The organism is Fangia hongkongensis FSC776 = DSM 21703, from assembly GCF_000379445.1.
Classification (GTDB): Bacteria; Pseudomonadota; Gammaproteobacteria; order Francisellales; family Francisellaceae; genus Fangia; species Fangia hongkongensis.
In genome coordinates this window covers 26668-51277 of sequence record NZ_KB902247.1, presented here as the reverse complement: position 1 = coordinate 51277, position 24610 = coordinate 26668, and the positions used below count along the sequence as shown (strand labels likewise).

Here is a 24610-nt window from a genome sequence, read left to right as displayed (position 1 = left end):
CAGATTGTTGCTTATTGTTTTGGTAGGCGAACGGATAACACATTTGAAGTGCTGCTTAAAACATTACAGCATTTTAAGGTAAAGTGCTTTTTCAGTGATGACTGGGGCAGCTACACGAAATATATTCCTGAGAGATATCATGAGATAGGGAAGCGAAATACACAAAAGATTGAGCGTAAGTTTCTAACCTTTAGGACAAGGATTAAAAGGCTTGCTAGAAAGAGCATTTGTTTTTCAAAAAGCGAGTTTATGCATGACACTGTGATTGGTCTTTACATCAATCGAGTCGAATGGGGAAGAAACATATAAAAGACAAAGGGAAACACCACCTTATTATGAAGGTGAAAAGCGGCTATCCCAGTGTGATATGATGGAGTATTATCGTATGTGTCGGTACAGAGGTTTTGTGCTAAGTTGTTCACCTATGACTATGTTGTATGCAATGCATAAAAGCAACAATGTATATAGTGCGATGGAAGTTGCATATGCTGTTTCAGGTGGGGTTGTATATAAAGATACATATGCTCTTCAAGTGACAAAGAATACTTATGAAGAGATGGAGGAGAAACTCTATAAGCTTAAATTAGCAACTAAAGCTAAAACAGTTGCTTATAAGAAAGGGCTGCATCGGGCGGCAGAAGCCTTAATCTTAAAAGGGAAGCGCTTTATTTTTTCCCCTGATGGGCATGTCACATATGTAGATGACAGTGCAAGAGAGGTTTGCTGGAACTTGTCTGATGGAAATCTTCATCTACGCGTGTTGAATGTAAAAAAATATAGCGATAAAGGTATTATTTATCTTTGGGAAAATTAACTAGCGCCTTAGTCCAAAGACGTGACCCAATATGAAGCGCGCCAAGCTTACCGCCAACACCGTGATAATTATAGACTTGAACCGTATGTATAAGCTGGATTTTTTTGTTGGGTAAAAAAGTGTCTAGCGATTCTAAGAACATATCTGTTTGCGCATTTAAAGATTGAATATCCGTGCTACTGCTTAAGGCGGTATTAATATGTATTTGCAGCACTTTAGTAAGTTTTCTTTTACTGATTGAACTTCGGCCAATTTTGTATGACTTTTTGGTTATATTTGCTGGGATATAATTATTGGTTATATATGTATTGGAGGGGTGGATAATGATGGTCTGAAGGTGTTTTTGTATGTCATTTTGCGTGATTTTTTGCCTAGATCGCACATGTTCAAAGAATTGGGTAAGTTGTGGATTAAACTCAAGGATTAAAGAGCGAATAAAAATATTTAATAGCATATTATAAAAATGCTCAATTTTATCTTCCATGAGTGGAAACCGGCGCTTTATATGCTCAAATGTTTGAAATATTTCTCTTCCTTCAATTGGGATGAAGCAGTGTAAAGATAGTTTTCCATTTGACAGTGAGAGCTTTTGAACATAGCGAAATATGCTTTGAGTATATTTTTTTTCGCCTGCTAGAATAATCAAATCATGCGCTTTTAAGTTAAGTATTTTTAAACTATCCAAAATAAGCTCGGGGTGAATATTCTTATGTTGATTAAAAAAATCAACCAGCAATTGCAGCTTACTTCTTTCGGTTGTCATGATATATGACTCTCTAATATACTGATATCTTTGAGAAAAAGATCAATGTTGTCGATGATGTCTTCAATAAAGGCAGCATAATAGCTGGTAAGTTGTTTATAAGGCTTTTTTTGATAAAACTTTTGCCAATTCATGCTTGGCTCAAGGTTGCTTATGTAATTGAGTATTTCATCATAGAATGCGCAATCTTTAAGATGGGGAACAATCGTTCTGACTTCATTCACTGTTAATTGCTGATAGTTTAGGTTTTCTAACCCCTCTAGATAAGATAAAGATTTAAACTTAAAAGGAATTTGTGGGTAAAGGCGAAAAATATGTAAGTGGTACGCATCAATAGAGATGCTTTTAAAGTTTAGTTTAGCAAATTTAATCTCGCTGGGAGATAAGAGAATGTTGTCATGACAAGCGCTGTGGATAAGCCAGCGTTGATTGGTGGAGGGGGTGCTTTTTTCAGCTTGGTTAACATGGTGCAATAAGTAATGACCTGTTAGTGTGAGTTGATATTGACTGGTGTCATTGCAGGAAATTTTATAAAAGCTTTTTGGGATGAGTTGGTGATTTTCATCGGTAACTTTAAAGATCTGATTAATAGCAGTGTTCTTTTGATTATTTAGTTTAAGCTGATATTTTTTCTGAGCAAAGTGCGTTGATATGGTGTCAGGGTTGTCTCGATAGATATTCTCAAGGGGCAGCAAATTGGTGTGCAACATCTTTTGAATATCTGTGCCATTTAATGCATCACTATCTACATTGATGGGGAAGTGCAAGGAAAAATGACGGCAAGGGCGAAGTGCAATGTCACTTGGGAGGCTTATTGTTAGCCTTTGCTGTGTCTCAGGTGCCTTGAGAGTCTGATAGAGTGTATGATAAGAACACTGGTGGTGAAAGATGCTCTTTTGAATATTAATTTGGCCTGTATATCTAAATTGTGAAATGGTTATATAAGGCTCGGATTTAAGTAGTTTAAGATACAACCAAGATGCCAAGGTTTGCTCTTTTAGCGTGCTATTGTGCGAGGCCATGTGAAGATCAAATATCTCAGGCAATAAACATTCATGTTCCGAGTTAAAATCAATAACACACTCATGCGGCAATATTTTTACATTGGTAATGTTAAAGGGGTGTAGATAGGTGGCGCACATTGGGGTTAATGTGACGGTTTGTTTATTTGAAATCAGTGAGATCTGGTCTTCATAGCCCAGATAAATTGGTTTATTAACAAGAGAGTGAAAGTTTAACTTAGCCAAAACTTTAAGTGGGGAGCCGCCAAAAAACCAAGGGTACTGCTCAAGAAGGTGCGCGTTTCGCTCGTGTGTGAGTCGGTCATAAAAAGCCTGCTCTAATTTATCTTTTGTCTCTAGTAAAAGCTCCTCCAACGTTCTGACAAGCATGGCTTCTGTGTCAGGCAGTATATTTCCATGCGATGTGCTTTTTTGCATAAAACTACTCACTTTTAGTTGAATTTAAATCCATATATTGCTTAGGTAGCTCGTAGAATAAAAAGTAGTGACAGTTTTGATGCGCTGGATGATCAAAGTGTAAGCTGATTGATTTCTCTTCAATACATTGTTGCCATTGAGCGCTTAATTCAAGCTTATAAATATCGCACACAACCTTGTTAAATGTGTGATCTGATAGCTGTCCGTGATACTGGGTTAACTGAATGCCCGGCAAAGAGAGCTGCGCCATTTTTTGTATGTCACTGTTTGCAGACAAAAGTAGATCAGAAGGAAGAATATTTGCTTTAATATCTTGCTTGCGTAAGATCAAAAATACATTTTTAGCGTAGCGTGCAGCCTCATCAATATTGCAGCTATAGAGTGCTTTATCTTGTGAGTTTGGTAAAAGACGTGAATAGCTGTTGCTGGTGAGCTTCAGCTCAAATAGCGATTCAATATTATGAATGAGTTTTTTAAAGGCACCGTAAACATCCTCAGGTGTGAATGATAAAATCTCTGGGTCTTCTAACGCTTTGAGAAAGACAGTGTGTGTGTATATTTGGTACAAAACATCATAGAAAGAACTAATTAAAATTGAGCGTTTATGTGCCTTAATATCATTGATTATAGTCAGAATGCAAAAACAGCTGCGCTTGATATCTACAAGCTGTGTATAGGTGTTGATCTGATTCGCTGGAAGATGTTGAATTTCATTGTTTATAAAATGCTTAATCCTTTCAATGCAATGCAAAGTCTTCTCTAACATGGGTTGAAAAAGGGTGTGATTTGCATATAAAAGTGGGGGAATATAGCTTGTGTCAATGCTCCAGCTGTGCTCTTCTTTGGTAAATTTTAAAAGGCGGATGCAATACTTGGCGCTATCATCTTCACTAATAGCAAGCTTAGGATGTAGGCAATTAACTGGAATCTCTTTGTTATTATAAGGTATCTTTGTATTTTTTTCATGAAAATTAATAAACACATCAATACTTTCTTGGTCGCTATAAAGCTCAAGGTCGATTGGTGGTTGTTTTGTAAACCATTTGTCTGAAAAGTGGATAATTTTACCAGTGCTATCAATCAGGCATATTTCTGTTAGTTGAACTTTACTTTCTTTTAAGTAGCTATAATCAAAAAACAGACTTGAAATAAAATGTTTTTGATAAGGGAGAAAGCTAAGAGCCAGCGTAGATGCTTCATTTTGACGTATTCTATCATTCAGTTTTAATATTTGCTCTGATAGAATAAGCCCATTTTCCCAATTAATTAACATAACAAATCAACCTCTTTTTAAACACAACAAAATGCTTTGCAATGTGTATACCACCCGCAAACCATTTTACCCTATTTCTGCCATTGAATTTCTTGTTCTTTTGAGTCATCAAATATTGCTAATAGTCCCAGCTATTACCTGCAATCCAATGACTCAAAACTATCAAAAACTTCTTCAACATTAAACACCGCAAAATGATTCGCGAGTGATATATATCAAATGGATGTTACTTCTTATATTCATTTTGTGTCAATAAGAGATATGCGTTTTAGCTTCATTTATTACAAAATAAAAAATTTTAAAATATTTAGCATAATTTGCATTGATTTAGTTTTGCGTTAGGGTGTAATCTTTGTTTCAACAGATTTAAAGTTAATTTGATTACTAATATTCACATAATTAATTTTAAAGATGTGTATTAAAATAAGGCAAATAATGATTGCCTATCAATCAATTAGACTGCAGAGGTAGGATAATGAGTAAAACAGTAGAAGCATTGCTTGGCACTGCAAATGTTAGTCAGAATCAAGGCTTATTAAACCAAACGCTTGATCATACTGGATTTAATCAAATAGCGCTTGTCAAAAAAGAAGATTCAGAAAAGCAAGACACGCAAGAGTTTTTAATTGCGCTAAATACTATCTTGGCAGATTTACAAAATGGTGAGAACTTTTCTAAAGAGATTACCTCTAGAATCAAAGCAAAAATAGACCAAATCGTCGATGCACAATTAAATGAAGTCTTAAAAAATAAAGATTTTCGTTATTTTGAGTCTATGTGGCTTTCTTTAAATGATGTATTTATGGAAGCAGAGGACGCAGAAGATGTGGAAGTGTGTTTGTATGAGGTTACTAAGCAGGATCTGATTGATGATTTTGAGTTAAATAGTGCAGATTACACAGGCTCCAATCTGTTTAAAAACATTTACTCCTCTGAGTATGATCAGTTTGGGGGCGAGCCTTACTCACTGGTTGTCGGCATGTTTGATATTCAGCGTAATTATGATGATTTTTTCATGTTGTCAAATATTGGCAAAGTCTGTGCTTCTGCTCATGCACCTTTTTTGAGTAATGTGGGGGCTGAGTTTTTTGGTTATGAGTCATTTGATGCCTTCTCTGAAGTTAATGATGTTGCAGGCTTACTAGACAGCTCTAAATATTCACTTTGGAAGCGTTTTAGAAAAACAGAGGAAGCGGCATATGTTGGCTTAACCTTTCCGCGTTATTTGTTGAGAAGACCTTATGAAAGTGACTCTCCAGAGTTATTTGGCAATAGAGGTAGAAATCAATATTCAGTGAGCTTTTTTAGTGAAAAGCAAGATGATCCTTTTGATCAAAACTCATATCAGTGGGGGTATGCGTCTGGTTTGATGGCAAGAAATATCATCAAGTCATTCAAAAAAACCGGATGGACGCAGTATATTAGAGGACCTCTGGGAGGGGGGCTTATTGATGATTTACCAACGTATGAATTTGACTTGGCAGGGTATACGCAAAAAACAGGCAGCGTTGAGTATTTTATTTCTGACTCACAAGAATATGCATTTGCTAGATCTGGGTTTATGCCTTTTGTTGGTGACAAGCGAGCACAAGGCGGCTGTTTTTTCAGTGTGCAATCAGCGAAATATATTCCGGAGCATTTAGATGATTTAGATATGCTTGAGACTATTCAGGCCAATGCTAATTTGTCTTATACCTTATCGGTATCTCGTGTTGCACATTATTTAAAATCAATGGTGAGAGACAGAATTGGGAGCACCTATGACATTGAATCGGTTAACGGCTTTATTAGTGATTGGCTCAATAGCTATGTCACTATTGCAAGTAATCCAACTGATGTGACATTAGCATACTATCCATTTAAACAAGCCAGTGCACGTGTTGAGTCGCAGCCAGGGAAGCTTGGTTGGTATTCATGTAATATTGATCTTGTGCCACATATTCAATTGGAGGGAATTGATGTTTCACTTCGCTTGGCAACCAAATTGCCAATTGAAGGTGAGGTGGTTGAAGAAGTGGCAGAGGATGATGGTTCATCTGAAGAAAGCGAATCAGCAGAAGATACAGCAACAGAAGAATAATTGTAAAATATTAACACTAACTAACCTAAAAAGAGGATCAAAAAATGAGTGTATATTTTGAAGTAGAAGGTGGAACAGTTCTAAACTATCGCAGTGAAGCTGAAAATGCGGTAACAGGGCATTCCAGTTCATATCAAAATCAAGATGCGCGTATGTTCTTAACAAGCTTTGCTATTGGTGATAAAACTTGTAGCAAGCATATTGTAGCATATGATGGTGGCAGCGAAAGCACACAAAGCACCAAAGCTGCTTTTATTGTGGAAAGTATTCGTTTTCCATTGATTGCTCAGTCTCAAGATAATCATGTCAGTATTACAGGCTATGTTAATGTTGAGGACGCAAATGCGCTTAAACAGGCAATTGATGATGGCTCAAAAGGAACAACAGAGGGTTTAGTTGTTAAGTTTAACGGATTTAATGAAAAGCAAGTTGTATTAGCGGATGAACAGGGTAAGAATCAGACATTTATTCAAGCTGTAAAATCAGATGGTGAGGTGCAGCTTTCTTGTCAAACCAGTGCTATTCATATTAATACGGGTGCAGATGCGTCTTTGCAGCAGCAAGATGGTGGGAAAACACGAGTTGAAATTGATGGTGTTTATGCTCCAGGGCAAAATTTAAAGCTTCATGTTCAAAAAGGGCAAAAACAAAACACGCAAGTTTACTCGATTGAAACTTGATTTCTGACAACCCTAACCAAAACTAGGTGACTATGATGAGTTATAAACAAAAACTTCCGAAATCTCGCGTTAATATATCCTATGATATGGTTAGCGCAGATGGCGCAAAAAAAGAAAAAAAGCTTCCTCTTAAAGTTATGGTGATGGGTGACTTTTCTCAAGGAAGTTCAGTTGAGGCAAAAAAAGAGTACGTTGATCGGGAGATTTTAAATGGCAAAAAAGGCATTAATGCTGTGATGTCAAAGCTTAATATTTCTCGTGAATTTTCTGTTCCTAATCACATTAACCCTAACTCATCTCCACTTTTAAACTGCAAGCTTGATATGAAGCGGATAGACTGTTTCACGCCGGCATCATTGGCGAACAATATCCCCGAGGTAAAGCGCTTACTACGTTTGAAAGAGATTATTACAAATTTTGAGACGCTTTTTGATAATAATCGATCATTTCAGTCGAAAGTGCGTGAGATGGTTAATGACGAAGGTGGGAAAGCGGCTTTGAAATCTGAGATGAAGAATATTGAAGGTTATGCTGAGCTGTTAGCGTCGCAGAAAGATAAAAAAGCACTGATGCTTTCAGATGAAACGAACGCCTCAGAAAAATAGCCTTTTGTTAAAGGTTGAATGCTTTGTGTTCTGCTTTTGTCGCTGTAATTCTTTATGTAGAGATAACTAAGGAGTATGCCGGCAATTATATAAATTATAAGATTAAGGAATCTGTATGGATCAGCAAATATTCTGGCAGTTGTGGCTTTCGATTACAGGCAGAGCAAGTGCAACAGGTCAAATTATTACAGAGCTAAGTGCTGAGGCGTCCTTCTCTGATAGAATATTAAGGCACCGTTCAGAGCTGATTGATAATGTTGATGCCTTGAAGTCAATTGTAGAGGAAGTTTACGGTGAGCAAACTGCATTTAATATTGTCTTTCCGATCCTTTGTTTTTGTGATGAAAAAGTAAATTTAGCCATTTCTGAGTCCTTGGAGGAGGGATTCAAGTGGAATAGTTTACAAAGTTATTATTATCAGCGTGTTGACGGTGGGATGTATTTTTATACCATTATCGACGAGCTGTTATCAGGCGTTATTCAACTGCCTGAATTTTCAGTTGTTTCAATTAGCCTGCTTTTGGAGTCAGGATTTAAAGGGAAGTACTATTTAGCAAATCAGCATAGTGTGAAGTTTTATTTGGATAAGCTTAACAAGTACTTAGAGGATGCAAAGTCACAAAATCAGTCAACGGATCGCTTTATGCAGCTTCATGGCTACTTATCTTCGATGCCTGAAAGTGAGATAAAATATGATCGCCCACATTATTTAACGTGGCTGTATGATAGTCGTTTCTATTATAGTTTTGTTGGTGGCGCAGCACTTTTATTTTTGTTTATCTATGCCTTTATATGGTGGCTTTGATGATATCAGCTCCAAATAGGGAGAGGCAATCAAAGGGAAAAAAAGAAGATTTACGCGTAGCGGTTCACTATAATGTTCTGCGCGTTTCACTTATTCCTATTGACCAAAAAACCTTAACGTTAAAACAAGATAAAGAGGTGGTTCTTTTACCGAATTATCTTGATATGTTGATGCTTGATATGAATATCCATGGGTTTCAAGGCGTATTGCATTTTTCACTCTCAGCATTATCTAATAACAATAGCAAACTTGATTTTTTATTTTCTGATGGTGTCTTTGCGATTGATGTTACCATTGATATGGTCGATAAGTTACCAGTGAAAAAAGACAAACAAATTGTTAGTGATAAAAACAGTGATCAGCATACAATTAAGCTGACAGGACTTTGCACAAATGCATTTGAAAAAGTAGATACTGGAGATAATTTCTCATATGAGCTGAGTGATTTAGATTACACGTTGGATAATAGTGACATTAAAATCTTCAGTGCGCGTCAGCAGTATCAATTCAAATTCTTTGATCCGCTTTCAGCGATGCTCAAGAAGCTCTCTCCATTTACCATTTACAGTCAGTCAAATTATAAGGGTGTATTTGAAGATTTACTGTCACCGTTTTCGAAATTATTTGAATATAAAATAGATAACGCTTGGTCTGCGCTTAATAGTGATCAGCATCAAATGATCTGTGTGAATTGTATTGATAGAAGTCTTTATGATTTTCTATTAGAGGTTTTATATCAATATAATGGCTATCTGTTGTATGATGCAGCATCCAATCAGTATCTTTTGACTCATGATTTAAAACAAGAGATCGATAAAAAAAACACTGAGAGTGTAACCTTCCAGTATAATGATTTATATCGGATACATAATCTTTCTCTAAAGCGTAAAAGAGCTTATATTGGTCCTGAGGCCGTAGTGAATACCGATTATTTATTGCAAAGTACACAAAGTTTGATTAACCCTGTTTATATTGAAAAAGATCAGTTGATAAAAAGCCCGCGCTTGAGTTCTTATCGCGTACCTAATCAGTTTACCAATAGCTGGAATTTACATAGCAAAAAAGCAAAAAATCAACTCTCAAAAAACTATACATTAAAAGTTAACTTATATGAGAGCTTAACTTATATGAAGCTTCAGCCACTTACCATGTGTGATTTCAGTAAGCTTGTAACAAATTACTATAGTATGACGGGATTTTCAAAGGGGTATATTGCACGCGTGCTATTTAAGGTATTTCAGCCGGAGGATGCACAAAATGCTAGAGCTTATGATACACATGAGCGTTTAACAGCCAAGGTAAAATACCAATTGCCTGAACTTAGAACAATGACATCACTTGAGTTTGTTGATGATCAGGCACAAAGCGCCCTGATAGAAGACTACAAAAAGGCAAGTGAGGTGACAGTAACGGCAAAGATCGTCACCTTATCTCAAGATAATACAAAGCCTTATGATTATAAAGTGTTCAAAGGGCAGGATAATGAAGTGGCAAGCGTTGATGACATGGCAACGGAAAACGCCAGTGGATGGCAAGAAAATCCTTACTGTAAGGATGAACCAAGCTATCATGTTGAGTTGTCAAAAGAAATACTGTCTGAGAAAAGCACCAACCTTTTCCCACTTGTAGTGAAAAGAAAGCTTGAGAGCAATCAGACACTTTTTCCATTTCGTCGTGGGAGTATTATTTATGTTAATTGCCAAAGAGAGTATTTGCTTTTTCAGGCGGTTGATGGCTATCAGCTGAATAAAGAGAAGTTTGTCAGCACCCAATCACAAATTAGTGGCATTAATATGGGCGATAAAAATGAAGCCAATATTCGCTATCAAATTGATCAAGAGGATTCCCAGTTATTTATTGAGCAAGAAAACCAGTCAGGTCAAAAGGTGATCATTTTGAATAAAGATGGTATTGAATTAAGCGTAGGAGAGTAAAGGAAAAAACGATGTCTGTAATGAGTTTATTATCAAAATATGGTGTCCATTTAGCAATTGCGGGTGTAGGCATTGTCGTTATTATTTTATTGCTAAAGAGATATGGTAAAATATTTAATCCTTTATGGAATTATCTCAAAGTTAAATGTCAGGCACTTTTTAAGCGTTTTCATTTTAATAATGTCTATTATCGCTCATACAAAGAGTTTGTTGCTCAAGCGCCAACAAGCGTTGAGCCACGACAGTATAATAAGCAGCTTTATCTACTAATTAACCTTTGCTCAGATGAAATGCTACAACAAGAAACAGGTCTTGGAGAAATTATCACTGGACATAAAGAGTCGTATTTAAATGATAATTATCGTTTGAATATTTCAAGTGGATTCTTTGTGCAAGAACTAAGAAATATAGATGCATTTGATGCCGTGCAACTGAAGCAATTTTGGCTGTTGTTATCAAAACGCTATCGCAGGCAACCAATTGTTATTTTACATGCAAAACCAACACAACTATCCCAAAAAGCAGCGACTGTATCGGCGCTAATGTGCAGCTTTTTTTCAAACACAGTATTTGCGCTATCACTTGATACCTCTGAGGTTGAGGATTTTGAGAGCTATATGACATATGCGCATAATATTTTATATCATCCTTCTTGTGCTTTAGATGTTAGCAAAAATACATACCGTAGTGTACATAAGCATTTCAAATATGCTCTGACAAATTTAGTTAATGATAATATGATTGAGTTATATCAGTCGATTAAGGGAAATACAACAGCGCTTCAGGCAATTGAAAACTATATTAGTAAAAGTGTAGTATTCGCAGAAGATATGGAGCGGTTTTATCGCTATTTTGTTGAGGGGTCTCAAGATATTGAACTTGTTAAAAGCATTATTTATTTGCCAAGCTTCCGTTCAACCGCAAACCAGCACTTATTTAATTTCAAAATTAAACCGATAAAAGAGATTAAATCGACCAATTATAAAATGCTTTTCTCTTTAATTGGTGGTGGTGTGTTGACAGTTGGCTCTGTGTCACTTGTCATCTCAGCGATTAACTTCAGTCAGAATGTAAACCAGTTTGAATCAGTGTTAGAGCAAGGTGGTGCAACCCAGCCTGAAGATGTCTCAAATATGTACAATGCGTATATTAAGAAAAATCCTGTATCAGCTTCAGGAATTCTACCTAAGCGGTTTAAAAATAATTATGTTGAATCAGCGTATGCAGAGCATTATCTATCTATCCTTAGCAATAAAGATTATACAAAACTATCACAGGTGGATGCGGTTTTGTTATCTTATTTAGTATTGTCAGATAATAAAAAAGCAAAAGGGATTATTGCGAGAAACAGCTATCTTTGGGAGAAAATAACAGGGCTTGATCATGATGCTATTTTGGCAATTACCAGCACAAACAGCGTATTTTCAGGAGAAGAAAGGGAAAAATTCATTAGTGGAATAAGAGATAGTATTCAAAAAAATAGTCAAAACCTATATATAGACCATGCTTATTTTGACTACCTTCTTTATTCTAAATCAGTATCAATCAATGATTGGCAAAAATACATTGATACACAATTTATCCCATTATTAAAATCAGATGTCGTGATTGCTTTATTAAAAACAGATCATACGGCTATAGAGCCATTGGGAGGTAGTGTTGATATTAGCAAGTTAAATAATCCGCATGCTGGTGCATTTAAATATTTTTCAACCTTGCAGAGCATCTTTAACTCATCAACGATGCATACATTATTCTCAAGCGAAACAAACGTTTCATTAGATAGTGTGGTTGAGGGATTAAAATCGATTAAATCATTAGCTCAAAATTATATCGAAAAAGGCACACCGCTTGATAAAGAAGTGGGTCTTAGTATCGTTAGAGCCAAAATTAATACACTGACAAGCGAAGTGATTAATGCCAATTCACTTGTGGTTGTGTCAGGAGAAGGTGGACTTAAAGATATTAGTTTTCAAGGCAATAATGTTCCGCTTATTTATACACAGCTCGGTATTCAAAGCTATGTGTCAAAAATAATCACGGCATTTAATACACTCAGTCGATCGCTCTCTCGCTATGCGGATATGTCAAGCTTAGATGCTTGGAAGGATAATATCATAGCGCAGTATGTAGCATCGTATAAGCAAACCTACACACAACTGTTAACCAACACCATCGCTTCTGACAATATGGAGAAGATGGCAGGTCAGTCGGTTAATGCTTTAAAGGTATATTTAAGTCAGGTGGCTTCAAAAGAAAGGTGGAATTTGATACGTGCCTTTTATCAGGAGAATACAGAAAATATAGCAAGTAAGACCTTTCCTGAAGCAAAACAAATTGAAAAATATTTTAAAGATTTAAATGCGTATCTTGCCAATGAAAATAGCTTTGCCAACTACTTAGCAGTGTTCCATGAAATCTCTCAGGATTTAAGTCATGATGAATATGCTATCTATGAAATAACCTCTAAATTACTGCATCAAGATAAAGGCTCATATTTGCAAGTTTTAGATGGGTATTTAAAGCAATCTAAAGTCACAGGAAAGATCCAACAAAGCCTTTCAGCGCCGCTGATGGTAGTAAAATCTTTGGGGGTGATGGAGATGAAAGAAAACATTAATATCATGTGGCATGACTTACACGCCGAGGATTTCAGCATTTTAAACAGTTACTACCCGGTTAATATTAATGCTGATCAGTCTCTGACGCCGGCTGTATTAAATGACTATATTTTCAATGCAAATAGCAGATATAAGCAATTTTTGAATTACATTCAGGGGTTATATCAAGTTCAAAATGGTCAATATAGTTGTAAGCCATTGCCGCAGGTTGGCTGCTTATTAACCCCTGATCAACTATCAGAGCTAACAAAGCTTCAAGCATTAGTGCAAAAATTACAAAGTAAAGGAGTGAATAAAGCAATCGATGTTAAGGTTAAGCTTGGAAATCATGCCAGTGAGCTGCCATCAGGTGAAGGTGTGAAATTCTCTTTTGTTCAATTAAATGATTTTAATATTTATGGCATTAATGCTGATGTGGGTTGGATTGATCATCAGGTGAAATGGTGGAAACCTGTGGTGTTCACCGCTGGATTTATACTGACAAATGGTCAAGTGGTCAAGGTTCAGAAAAACTACCCTGATTTATTCGCTTTTCTTCTTGCCTACCATCAGCAGGAAAAGCAAGGTCTCTGGAAATTAGATATTCCAAAAACCCAGCAAAGTGTTGCATTTGAAGTTAGCTTACCGGGCATAGCGCTATAGGAGTTTTGAGTGAAAGTATATAGATATATCTTGTTACTAATTATCTTGATTCTTTCAGGATGTAGCACAGTAGATGAAAAAATATTGTCCGTACAGACACAACCGACGTTTAATAATAGTAACACGTTTTATATGGTGGTAAATCAAGATGAGTCATTAGATGGCTATATGAAGGCAACGCCAGTATCGGTGTATCAAAATCTTGTCGATCAAAAATGGCAGTCTTTTATGATAACACCCGGAAAAGGAACAAGTGTTAAAGTGAAAACAAATGAAGGCTCAAAATATATTGGAGTATATTTTTTATCAAATCAGTTAGATGCGAATTCATGGTCATTTTTATTACCTGCAAATAAATCTTCTGTAAACTTTTCTCAGCAACTGAATAAGATTGAGGTTCAATCATAACTAAAGGTGGAAATCATGTGTGAACATATGACATATGAACAGCTAAAGGCCTATTTTAAAGAATATGATTCTTTTGATCATTTCACCGCCTCACATCCTGAGGTGTCTGATTTTAAAACGCCTTATTATAAACTTTTCTTTCACCACTCAAAGTTTGAAAGTGCACTTGATGAGCCATTGTATCACTGCCCAGAGAAAGAGGTTTTTAATGAGAAATTCACCCAAGATCTCTCAACCATGCAATCAGCCGAAGAGCGAAAAAATTATGTTGATCAGTGCATTGAAAAAAGCACAAACGCGCATGCACTTTCCTCTAGATGTCCACTTGCCTATCATAATCTTCAGATGCACCAAGCATTAAGTGAATATACTTCCATGCTAGGGGGGTATTCTAGCGATCCAGAAATGAAAGCAAATATATTGGCGCTGCATCAACCGATTGAGCAAAATAATCTTCTAGCAAAAAACTATTTTGCCAAAAGAAAGGAAATAAAAGCGGAGCATCAGGATAATCCACAAAAGTCAGAAAAACTATTAAATGCTTTGGATGCACAGCATAAAGAACGTTTTAGTCAGCAAAATAATCATTTCTCGCAAAGTGCAACAGCTTTTAGTGAGTATGATAAAACCTCAAATCATGGTGATAAAATTACCTCACTTCGCCATAAAATGCGGACATATCGCAACAATGATCGTGAAATACAAAATATGCATCGTTTGCCTGAAGATCAAAGAGCATCTGATAAAGTCATTGAACATAAAGCAGCATTACAGCGAGAAAACGCATTACTATATCCAGAGATTATCGATGGTTTAGCCGACAATGCCAGTTATTCAAATAATCATGATTTAAAGGGGCAGTTAAGTGATTTAAAAGGCAGTCCAATACCAAGTTCTGCTGATCCGGTTGTAATTAAATCAGGCATTGAAGCCCCCGCGGCTGTAGGGATGACGTCTTCACTAAACCAACAAGCAAAAATAAGCCCAGCATTAGATATTCAAGATAAGCTTTTGATTGTTGATGGCTCACTTGCCGCGCTTGGTGGAATGATTGGTTGTTGCCAAGATTTACATGCCCCCAGTGCGCTTTCAGAGCTGAATAAAGCACAATCTGCAATGAATGATGCAACCAATATCGCAAATAATACCAACTTTGGCCAAAATGAAGCACTAAATGGTCTATCTGATCAGGTGGGTGGGTTTAATCAGCAGTTTACAGAGCAGGTAAACAATGCTGGAAATCTATCCTCATTATCCACTGATAGCTATACCAATGCAGCACAAAGTCAGTTTGATGCATTATCTCAAGCAGCTTCAATGGGTGATCTATCTGCTAATGAGCTTGGTAATATGAACCTAGATATGGACAGTGGATCAGGATCGCTAAGCCCCAATCTAAATTTAGGCAATGGCAGTGTGTCAGGCGGTAATGCCGGGCTGTCAGGTGGGAATATGAATATCTCTGGCGGTGACTTTTCTTCATTGTCCAATGCCTCATTATCAAGCAGTTCAAATGTAAACTTTGGCTCAAATGCAAAAGATCAGTTTGCAAGTTTAAGTAATATGCATTCAGGTTTAAGTAAAAATGACTTTAAACCTTCCTTCAATAAGGGGCAGATAGGTAGCATGAATGTAAATTTACCTAATAAGCCTGACCTTCAAAATGCATTCGGCTCATTTCAAGCATTGCCAGTGGCGCCTGATATTACAATGCCTGGTGTTAATATTCCGAGCTTTCAAACACCTACTTTGCCAAGCATTACGCCGCCCGCGATGCCAACGATTAATACACCTAATTTAGGTGCGCTGATGGCAAGCCAGCTACCACAGATAGATGATTTATGTGGCAATATTGATGCGAATTTATGTGATATCGCCTTGCCAGATATATTTTTAGCCTTTCCTGATTTATCACTGAGCCTACCATCGTTGCCTAATTTGAATTTTCTATTTGACTTTGATTTGTCTATGATGTTGGAGCTACCAGATCTAGCAGGCCTATTAATGGGGCTTCTAAGTAAGCTTTTAGATTTATTAAATATGCTTAAAAACTGCTTTAGCTTTGATTTGTCTATGATGTTTAGTTTTAACATGGACTTTAGCGCCATGATGTTAAGCATGCCAAACTTTAATATTCCTATTCCGCAAATGCCAAATATCTTCAAACCACAGTTTCCAAATATGCCAAGTTTTGATATGCCAACGATGAACTTTCCAGATTTAAAAGGAATGTTATCAGGGATGCTAAATGGCTTTATGAACCTTTGGCCAGTTGGTATGCCAGCGCTGCCATCTTTGGGGGGCGCGTTATCTTGTTTAAATTTTGCATTTGCAATGCCAAAGTTCTCCTCCTATGGTGTTGCAAATGGTGCAAGCTTTATGTGCCCTTCATCGGTACAGCCGTTTATGGTACATAAAGCACCCATTGGAATTAACTATGGCATTGGCAAAACAATGATTACACAAGTGGACTCCTTGCCGGGGGTGAATTTTATGCCAGGTGGTTTATGTTGTAATAACCCCTCAAATCCAAATTTAGCGGCGACCGTAACTTTACCAACAATGTGTTTAGCTACCTTTATGCCCTATGAGCAAACTTGTTTTAAGGTGCAAGCGGATTATTTACCCACGGTCACTGAAAAAAGCAAATTGACCTGTGCACTTTGTCCAAGTGTTAAATTACAAGCAACGAATCCAAACCAAGATGCCTCAGAGACACAGTATTAAAAGATAAAATAACATAAAAAGAGTAAAGCTATGAGCTCAAGTACAAAATCAAACATAAAACAAAAAAACAATAACATTACTTTAGAGTTAACAAGTGGTGGTAGTGCTAAGGTAAAGCAGGCACTGGATTTGGCAAATGAGTCTGTTTGTAGTAATGCCGCTAAAATTGAGATGGCAGCATCAAATGAAATTATTGCTGAAGTAGAGAGTGCCGCGGGAGTCATGTCATCACTTAAAATGAACGTGAAAGGTGAGACAACCTTAAAATCTGGCAAGTTGACAGTTGATGGCAGTAAGTGTGAGTTTGAGGTGGAATCTTTTTCTATTAAAGCTGGAATGAACTCACTGTCTTTAGATGCAGAAGGTTTCACCATTAATGTCGGGACGACCAAGTTAAGCATAGAAGCTGCGGCTATTAGTGCAACTGCTGCAGCACAAATCAAACTCAAAACAGATGGGCGCGTTGTTGTTAGTGCTCAGCAAATTGAAAATAGTTAGAGGTGATAGCATGAACACAATAGAAAAGTTACAGCAGATAGAGTTTGAAGAAGGTCGAATGGATCTTTTTATTAAATCAGAAGCAGCTAATCTGGCAGAGAAGTTTGAGTTTGATAAACTATATGATCTTTGCTTAGAGAGTTTTCAAGAAGAGCAAGTTTTGGATACGATGCTGTGGTTTTATCTGTTTTTTTCCGAGATAAAAAAATCACTTAAAACGAACAATCTCATTGAAACAATAGAATGCTATGAAAACTATTTCACCACACACAACTATTTTAATCAAACGACAGATAGCTTTGCCAAACAGCTGTATGCATCACTTAAGTGGTTTTATGAAAGCTTTGAATCATTGTTGACAAAAAAATCTATTCGCTTATCTGAGGAAAATAAGCAGGCTTTAATCTCTATTATTGAAGATTGGCGTGATTGCTTTAATGAAAAAGTCACACAAGAGAGCTTGAGAGAAACACTGCAAACACAGCATGATAAAATTACCCAAATGTCACGTTTATACATTCAATTGAAAGTGCAAAAAGCAAAAAAAGTAGAAAAAGAAAAGGCAGACCAAGAGGAAGATTTGTCAGTTGCTACAAATAAAGCTAATGCTGTAGATAACCTTAAAAAGACTTGCTCCAATTTATTAAGTGAAACAGGGTCATTTCATTGGCAGCAACTCATGGAAAAAGTAGTGCTTTTAACAACACTCTTGCAAGAAAACAAGCTGTTTGAATCTGCTATCTTATATCAGGATGTGGAAAAGCTATTTAAAAATTTTGACCCAAGAGTTTATTTTCCTAAAGCTTTTGAAGGATTGTACAAAGAGATTAATCAAGCAAGACTGTCAGAAATGCTTGAGATTATTCAAACTCAGCAAGAAGGAGTGCAGTGGCAGCTGGCAAAAATGAAATATCAAATGTCGCCAGAGAGTCTTAAAAAAGAAAAGCTAAGCTATAACGTGAATGTACAGGATGCTCAACAAAATATGCAATCCATGTATCAGCCACCAGAGCGCCTGCCGGACATGGAGGAGGGAGAAGGGAATTATCAAGATGAAGCTTTTCAGCAATTTTTAAATACATGATAAGCCTCTATTTAAAGTGTGGATTTTGCATTATAGGGAGTAAGTGCAGATATGTAAATTATCAAGAAAAAGTGAGGGCATATGAGTCTTAAAGAACGTATAGATGAGATTTTGTCTGAGTGTATTGCCAAGTATTCTGAGAGGAATGGCAATAGAAGTTGGCAGCGGATGGCAACAAGTAGTGCTACTAAGTCATTGCATGTAATTAATAACAATCAAGAGGAATTACATTTTTCTCCCGTAGAGCCTGAACGAGGGGTAGGTGGAAGCGCTCTTGAAATGCGGTTTTCGTTTCCTTTTAGTAATGGGGATTTAAAAGGCTATGTAGAGCAGTATATTGCTAGCATATCACGGGCAATTGTTCTTATTCGTGCAGCGGGATATAAAAAATCACGGCTAAGTCAGCTTCTTGGGCAAAGCATTTTAAAAGCAGTGAAGGCGTATTATATAGCTTTGCAAGAAAAAGAGCTGAAAGATGCAAATATGCTCTATGAAAAATTGGTTAATACAGCAAATCAGCAAACAGCAGATAATAGGAATAAGCTTGAAAGCTTTACTCGTCATTTGGGTGCTTTACAAGATGAGCTTAATGACTATATAAAGCTCACTGGCACTATCAAAGATCATAATAAGATCCTCTTGAATATGAACAGTAAGCTTGAAACCTGTGTTACGGGATTTTCTGCTTTTATTCAAAGCACTGCCAATCAGATGGAAAAAAGTAAACAGGATATTGTTAATTTAATGCATCGGGGAATAGAATCTAGCTTTGATTATCATCAAGGCGTGGTTATGCTTGCTGTGCATAATGCTTGCATTTCAAGTGGAGAGGGGGTTCAAAAGACCGATTTATACCACCAGATGATATATATCTGTTTTAATGCGCTTATCAATACCCTTAGGTGTTATATCGAAAAGCATGAGGGGCCCTTTTCTCGTCATGAAGAGATTCTCCCTCTTGTGGATGATGAGGCAGTCAGAAAAACTTTAGAAGAAATCATTCAAAAAGCTGGTAACATATTGACATTAACATTTCCAAAAGAGAGTGTTGCAGGCGAATTTGACAAGGAAAAACGGTCGCCAAATGAGAATGAGGAACGGTTAATTAATGAGAGTGAAATTCAGTTAGTTGATGAGTTTATATTATTTTCGCATGAACAAAGTAGGGCTTTTGAAGCCTACAAGCAAGAAGCATACATATTTTTAGATAACCTCAGAAAACAGAGTAATAGCTTTTCTTTGAATATATCAGAGGATGCTTTAACACAAGATGTGTTTAAATTATCACTTTTGAGTCTCGTGCTTTCATGGAATGAGGTTGCTAAAGTGATTAATAGTGTATTGGAAGAATTGCCAGAGGGGAGAGTGCTTCCAAAAGAGAGTATTTTAAGTTTGTTAAGTTTTAGTCAAGATGCCAAAGAGGGCTATTATCTTCGCTCACAATTAACAATAGATGAACGAGCGCTTCGTGAAATAAAACAAAAGGCAGAGGTGGATTTTAAAGAGGCAGTAGAGAAAGCTGCTCAGAACTTTACAAATCAGTATGATCAGATGATAAGGAAACTTGAAACTATCCAGAGCTCTTTTGTTCAAATCCATTCGCTAACATTAATGAACACTAACTATTTTGATGATATTAAGCAACAAATAGAAAGCCTGCAAAATGAGTATAAAAATGCGGTTAATTTGATCGATAAAGAGGCAGAAGTGATACAGGAGAATAATCAAAATATCCATCAGCTAGCTAGAGAGATGGATAAGCTTGAGCAAGGCAGAGTGATTGAGCTTAGATCTGCCGCGCCAAGCTTAAACGAATCCATGCAAAATGCACAAGTTGCACTATTTAATTCACTTTATGGTACGCTGATAGAATCAGGAATGATTGCAGAAATATCTTATCGGCATAGTCGAAAACGCATCTTACATATTATTAAACTTATTGCCACATTTGAGCATTTGATGCGTTATGCTAATGTTAGTGATCTTGATTTACCTAGAGAGATAGTACCGCTTAACTTATCTGATAAAAAGCAGGATCTTACAAATGCCGTTTTTTTTCAGCAACTCTATTGTTATTCGCTTAAATCACATCAAAAAAGTATTATTAAAAACACATCACTAGAGTTATATGAACAATTTAAAAATAGCTCTTATTTTGACTTTTTAATGAGCTTTTTCACCGTACAGCAAAATTTTATGTTGTTGGTCAAAGAGGATCAGAAAAAATACTTTCAAGTGCTTGATAGCCACCAAAGAGTCTATAAAACCATGTTGCTAACATTACAAAAGCTAATGAGTGAACAGGGGTATTTTAAGGACATGAAAGCCAATTATCATCACGCACAAAATACAGCGATTCAAAATATGCCTTTGGGGCAGCTTGAACGAACAAAAAATAAAACACTTTTTGGTCATGTTAAGCGCTTTTTTCGTGTTGTTAGCAATAATGCCACAGTGAGAGATTATGTGCCAAAGGCAGAGCATACAGCAGCATTTTCTCAAAAGCTTAAAGAGGCAATGGGCGATAGTGTATATAATAATGTGGGCTATGACTGGCTCTGTCTATTAGATACTTCAAAAGAGAGAATTCAAAAACAGGCAGTAGTAGATAAGACAAAGCTTTTACTAATCGGTGGTGTGTCAGGTGTTGTGACAAGGTTGGTTAGTGGTAGTGGAGCTCAAGGTTTACTTGGTGCTGCGATTGGTAGCGGTGTTTATTCAATCTCATCCACCCTAAGTGCTGTAATGTATAATAATATTTCCCGCCATTCGGCAATTCAACGTGAACTGCAAGCACGACAAGAACATATACAAGTGCAAGATAACACAGCGCAGAATATGGGGCGGATTCGAGAGGGGGTACTATGAAAGTATGGCTATGTAATGACTTATTAAATGATAATACGCTAGAGGTTGAAAATGTTCAATTGCACCTGGAAAACCACTATTTTATTTACAATTACTTACGTGGTTGTGTAGCAATTCAATTAAAGCCAGATGCTTCTTGGGAGCAGTTATACAAAAATGTAGATGCACTTTTTGGTCACATTGAGACAATTCAAAGTGCATTAAATCGTTTTCTAAATGGATTGAATTCAAATATTCCGGAGTTTAATGCACTTATCAGTATTCATGAGAATATCAACTCCAATGTTCTATTACATAATGAGAGCAGAATTACTAATGTAATTCAAGAGATTGAAATACTAATAAGCACAATTAAAACAGATATTATCACTTCAAAAAAAAGGCTTGATGAGATAGAGAGCGTCTCTAAAGTGGGGGAATTTAGGCAGCTCATTACCGAGCTAAACAATTATATTCCTAAGATAAGAGGAATTCAAATAAGTAGTAATGATGCTATTGTAGACAGTGATAACTTTCCAAAAGCCACACTTGATTTTAATGCCTTTGCCAGAGGCACATTTGGTGAAGGTTATGAGAAAATCGCAATCGATCAGTTAGCTGTCAGAGATTCTTTTAAGGGGTATCAGGATAAATCAGTGGTTTATCTTCCTATCAGTAAGCTCATTTATATTATGCAGGTTGTTAATATTGAGAGGCTGAAAGCCCAGAATCTAACAAAGCTAAAAGAGATCCCCATTGTCATTGATATCGATGCCGATAAAATCAATAAAAATGAGTTTCAAAAAAGGCTACAGGTAGAAGAAGGCAGAAATAGGCAGAAGAATCACTATGATTATCTGGCTCACTGGGGAGCAATTCCAAATGAGCGTGAATTTACAATTCATTCTCTTATTCAGGCACATAACTATGGTCAAAGGTTAAAATGGTCTTATCGAAAAAGCGTTAACCAGTATTTAAATAATGATAATAATGTCTCTCGAAATAGTTATACCTTAGAGCCAGAAGCAGGATTTAAATCAATCAAAGAATTAACAGGGAGAATGAACCAATGGGGCGCAAAAAACCGCTCTCGCTTGGCACGTAAAATTTGGATAGCGGCCGGATTGATATTAGAGAAAAAATATAAGTTTTATATTCCAGGGGGGGAGATTGATCTAGTTCAACGCCATAATATTGCTGATTATGACAGGTGGGCTCAAGATAGCCTTAATGCTATTGCAATTACACAAAATAATCTTCGTCGCAGTATAGCTCAGCTTCAAGGACATTTACAGAACATTGACGCTCAGTTGTCAGATTTAGCCAATAGTTTTCCAAGAGAAAACAATGAAGCTATTGAAATCTCTAGACAAAGAAGCGCTGTGTTATTACCGAGCATTTATGAAGCTGAAAGTGACAACAGTGTACCTGTTCCAAGAGAAAATATACCTGAAAGCTACCAAAGTACACATATCAAAGGCAATTTTAATGCACTTGATGAAATAAGAAAACTACCGCTTAGCTTAAAGGTTATAGAGTATATAGCAGGCAATAGACCTTTTAAGATTGCAGTACAAGATCATAATCAAGTTCAGCAGGTCACTGTAGGCTGTAAGGATATCATTCAGGTCAGTGCAGCGCATCTTGCAAGTTACATTAGAGCAAGGCAAAGCTATATGTATAGCGTAGTTGCAGGCTTAATGGAGGAATATCTTATGGTGATGGCAACTTCTTTGCCAGTTCATCTTTGTTTTATTAAACGTAATACAGTGGATTTTATTCATAGACCAAAGTCACAATACCTATATTTTCTATATGCAGGAAAGTGTTTCACAGAGATTATAACCTGTCTTTCACTACAGCAGTTTCACCGGCTATTTTGCCAGCAAAATAAAGCGCATCTCTCAACTCAGTATGACATCAAGCGATTGAGGGGTGATCTCGAAAGTCTTAAAAAAGAAGAGTTGGCTATTGACCACCCGCTTTACGGGCGCTTAAGCCGAGATGTGAGAAAACGAATTGGAAAGTATATCAAAAATACAGCCTCTCTTGTTGAATATAGTCTTTTTTCAATGAATCGCATCCAAAGCTCAGCACTTGATCATTTTGCAATGAGCGCTTCTTCTATTTACCTTTCAGGTGATAGAGGGATTTCGGCTAGTGGTGAGCTTGTAAGTGGCAATGTGATGCATTATACAGAGCATGAAATGCTGACAGGGAAAATGATGGGTTTTATGAAAACCATGCACTTATTCCCGTTAGTTTTTCGCCATAACACGCAAGGTGCGCAGGCGTTTATTGATGGGTATTTAAATATATTTAGACTGAAGTCATTGGATATTAAAAATGGTAAAGAGAGTCAGTTTATTCTCAAGGTTCAAAAGGAGTTTCTACTCTGCAAAAAGCAAATGACAACGCTCATATTATTAGTGGAAATGCGAGATAACTACTTTATTGAAGAAGAAGTCATTGAATATAAAGGAATATGCCAGCTGATGGGATTAATTATTGCCTCTTTGTATTTATATACCATTGATATAATTGATCAAATGGTTAGGGATAAAGAAAAGGTGTTAGAAAGTTATAATAAGCGGCTTGCAGAATTTTGTATAAAGCATAGTGGATTCACCTATATTAAAGAGTTTGACTATGCCGTTAATAAGAGTGAACGATTAGCCAACAGCGCTATAGTTGCATGGAATAATATACAGGCAAAGCTATATAATATACCGGTGACAAAAGTGGCTATAGGTCAAAAAAAATACCACGAAATCTTGTTTAATTATAAAACCTACACAGATGGACTTCTTGGTACACGCTATATAGAGGATCTTAAAAAAATTCAAGCACAGTGTGCGCAAGTGATGAATAGTGAGTACATTCTTGAGATGTTTAATATGACGTTAGAGGTCGCCTATAATGGAGTGGGTGGTTTTGAGCCAGATCAGTTCTATTTTAATATGTGTAATCACATTGCGACTGACATGTTGCCATCGTCACAAAAGTGCCAGCAGGAAAATGGTGAGTTTAGCAATAAAATTGAGATGCTTTATCAACAAATTAAGCTCTTTAAAGAGGAAAAGGTATCCATTTTTCTAGCAGTATTTTGTTTTCATCTACTGGGGATTATTCTGATTCGAATTATGGTGCAAAAAGATGGGGATATGAGAGAGAAAAACCATATTCAAAGAAGGTTGCAACGAACTTTAGCAATGTTTATTTTTCTTTGCTCCGTCATTAGGATAATGGATGTAAATGATCTGATTAAAGCTCAAATAGGCGAAATGTCTATGGGAGATAAAGCTCCGATTGAAGCTGTTTTAGAGTTCTATCAAAATTTTATTCATGAAATGGAAAATTAACCAAGGGAGAGACAGGCATATGATTACA

Annotated in this window: 17 protein-coding genes; 14 read left to right on the top strand and 3 right to left on the bottom strand. The window is 36.5% G+C overall.

The window, feature by feature from the left end:
* Both A37Q_RS0105445 and A37Q_RS0105440 read left to right on the top strand, forming a co-directional pair.
* On the top strand, window positions 1–309 hold a 309-nt coding region (locus A37Q_RS0105445; RefSeq protein ID WP_018299271.1), incomplete at its 5' end, for an IS1 family transposase.
* A 76-nt stretch (window positions 310–385) separates the two neighbouring features.
* Entirely contained in the window at window positions 386–814 is a 429-nt protein-coding gene (locus A37Q_RS0105440) for a hypothetical protein (protein WP_035404797.1), read from the top strand.
* Here A37Q_RS0105440 and A37Q_RS0105435 read toward each other — a convergent pair.
* The 3 genes from A37Q_RS0105435 to tssK are packed head-to-tail and all read right to left on the bottom strand — an operon-like array spanning window position 792 to window position 4289.
* Complete coding sequence (locus A37Q_RS0105435; RefSeq protein ID WP_018299269.1) at window positions 792–1577, bottom strand: hypothetical protein; 786 nt, start codon at window positions 1575–1577, stop codon at window positions 792–794. The genes A37Q_RS0105440 and A37Q_RS0105435 overlap by 23 nt on opposite strands.
* The gene (gene iglH, locus A37Q_RS0105430; RefSeq protein WP_018299268.1) at window positions 1574–3016 is read right to left on the bottom strand and encodes a type VI secretion system baseplate subunit TssF/IglH; all 1443 of its coding nucleotides are present in this window, start codon (window positions 3014–3016) and stop codon (window positions 1574–1576) included. The genes A37Q_RS0105435 and iglH overlap by 4 nt, the downstream gene beginning before the upstream one ends.
* A gap of 4 nt (window positions 3017–3020) precedes the next feature.
* Window positions 3021–4289, bottom strand: a complete 1269-nt coding sequence (gene tssK, locus A37Q_RS0105425; RefSeq protein ID WP_018299267.1) for a type VI secretion system baseplate subunit TssK — start codon at window positions 4287–4289, stop codon at window positions 3021–3023.
* A 475-nt stretch (window positions 4290–4764) separates the two neighbouring features.
* On the opposite strand from tssK, the gene tssC reads away from it, so the two are divergent.
* The 12 genes from tssC (at window position 4765) to A37Q_RS0105360 (ending at window position 24582) form a co-directional block, all read left to right on the top strand.
* Entirely contained in the window at window positions 4765–6369 is a 1605-nt protein-coding gene (gene tssC / locus A37Q_RS14690; RefSeq protein WP_018299265.1) for a type VI secretion system contractile sheath large subunit, read from the top strand.
* Window positions 6370–6413: 44 nt separating this feature from the next.
* A complete protein-coding gene (locus tag A37Q_RS0105410) occupies window positions 6414–7049 on the top strand; it encodes a hypothetical protein (protein ID WP_018299264.1) in 636 nt (211 codons plus the stop codon).
* A 35-nt stretch (window positions 7050–7084) separates the two neighbouring features.
* On the top strand, window positions 7085–7654 hold the full coding sequence (tssB, locus tag A37Q_RS0105405) for a type VI secretion system contractile sheath small subunit (protein WP_018299263.1): 570 nt from the start codon (window positions 7085–7087) through the stop codon (window positions 7652–7654).
* A 115-nt stretch (window positions 7655–7769) separates the two neighbouring features.
* Window positions 7770–8459, top strand: a complete 690-nt coding sequence (locus A37Q_RS0105400; protein WP_018299262.1) for a DotU family type IV/VI secretion system protein — start codon at window positions 7770–7772, stop codon at window positions 8457–8459.
* On the top strand, window positions 8459–10393 hold the full coding sequence (locus tag A37Q_RS0105395; RefSeq protein WP_018299261.1) for a hypothetical protein: 1935 nt from the start codon (window positions 8459–8461) through the stop codon (window positions 10391–10393). The genes A37Q_RS0105400 and A37Q_RS0105395 overlap by 1 nt, the downstream gene beginning before the upstream one ends.
* An 11-nt stretch (window positions 10394–10404) precedes the next feature.
* Entirely contained in the window at window positions 10405–13656 is a 3252-nt protein-coding gene (locus tag A37Q_RS0105390) for a hypothetical protein (RefSeq protein WP_154648631.1), read from the top strand.
* A 9-nt stretch (window positions 13657–13665) separates the two neighbouring features.
* Window positions 13666–14064: a type VI secretion system lipoprotein IglE gene (gene iglE / locus A37Q_RS14685; RefSeq protein ID WP_018299259.1), complete on the top strand. Its 399-nt coding sequence runs from the start codon at window positions 13666–13668 to the stop codon at window positions 14062–14064.
* Window positions 14065–14079: 15 nt separating this feature from the next.
* Window positions 14080–16791: a PAAR-like protein gene (locus A37Q_RS0105380; RefSeq protein WP_018299258.1), complete on the top strand. Its 2712-nt coding sequence runs from the start codon at window positions 14080–14082 to the stop codon at window positions 16789–16791.
* 30 nt (window positions 16792–16821) lie between these two features.
* A complete protein-coding gene (locus A37Q_RS0105375; RefSeq protein WP_018299257.1) occupies window positions 16822–17289 on the top strand; it encodes a hypothetical protein in 468 nt (155 codons plus the stop codon).
* 10 nt (window positions 17290–17299) lie between these two features.
* Window positions 17300–18373, top strand: a complete 1074-nt coding sequence (locus A37Q_RS0105370; protein WP_018299256.1) for a type VI secretion system protein IglI family protein — start codon at window positions 17300–17302, stop codon at window positions 18371–18373.
* An 81-nt stretch (window positions 18374–18454) separates the two neighbouring features.
* Window positions 18455–21241: a hypothetical protein gene (locus A37Q_RS0105365; protein ID WP_018299255.1), complete on the top strand. Its 2787-nt coding sequence runs from the start codon at window positions 18455–18457 to the stop codon at window positions 21239–21241.
* The gene (locus A37Q_RS0105360) at window positions 21238–24582 is read left to right on the top strand and encodes a hypothetical protein (RefSeq protein ID WP_018299254.1); all 3345 of its coding nucleotides are present in this window, start codon (window positions 21238–21240) and stop codon (window positions 24580–24582) included. Before A37Q_RS0105365 ends, A37Q_RS0105360 begins: the two co-directional genes overlap by 4 nt.
* Window positions 24583–24610 lie beyond the last annotated feature (28 nt).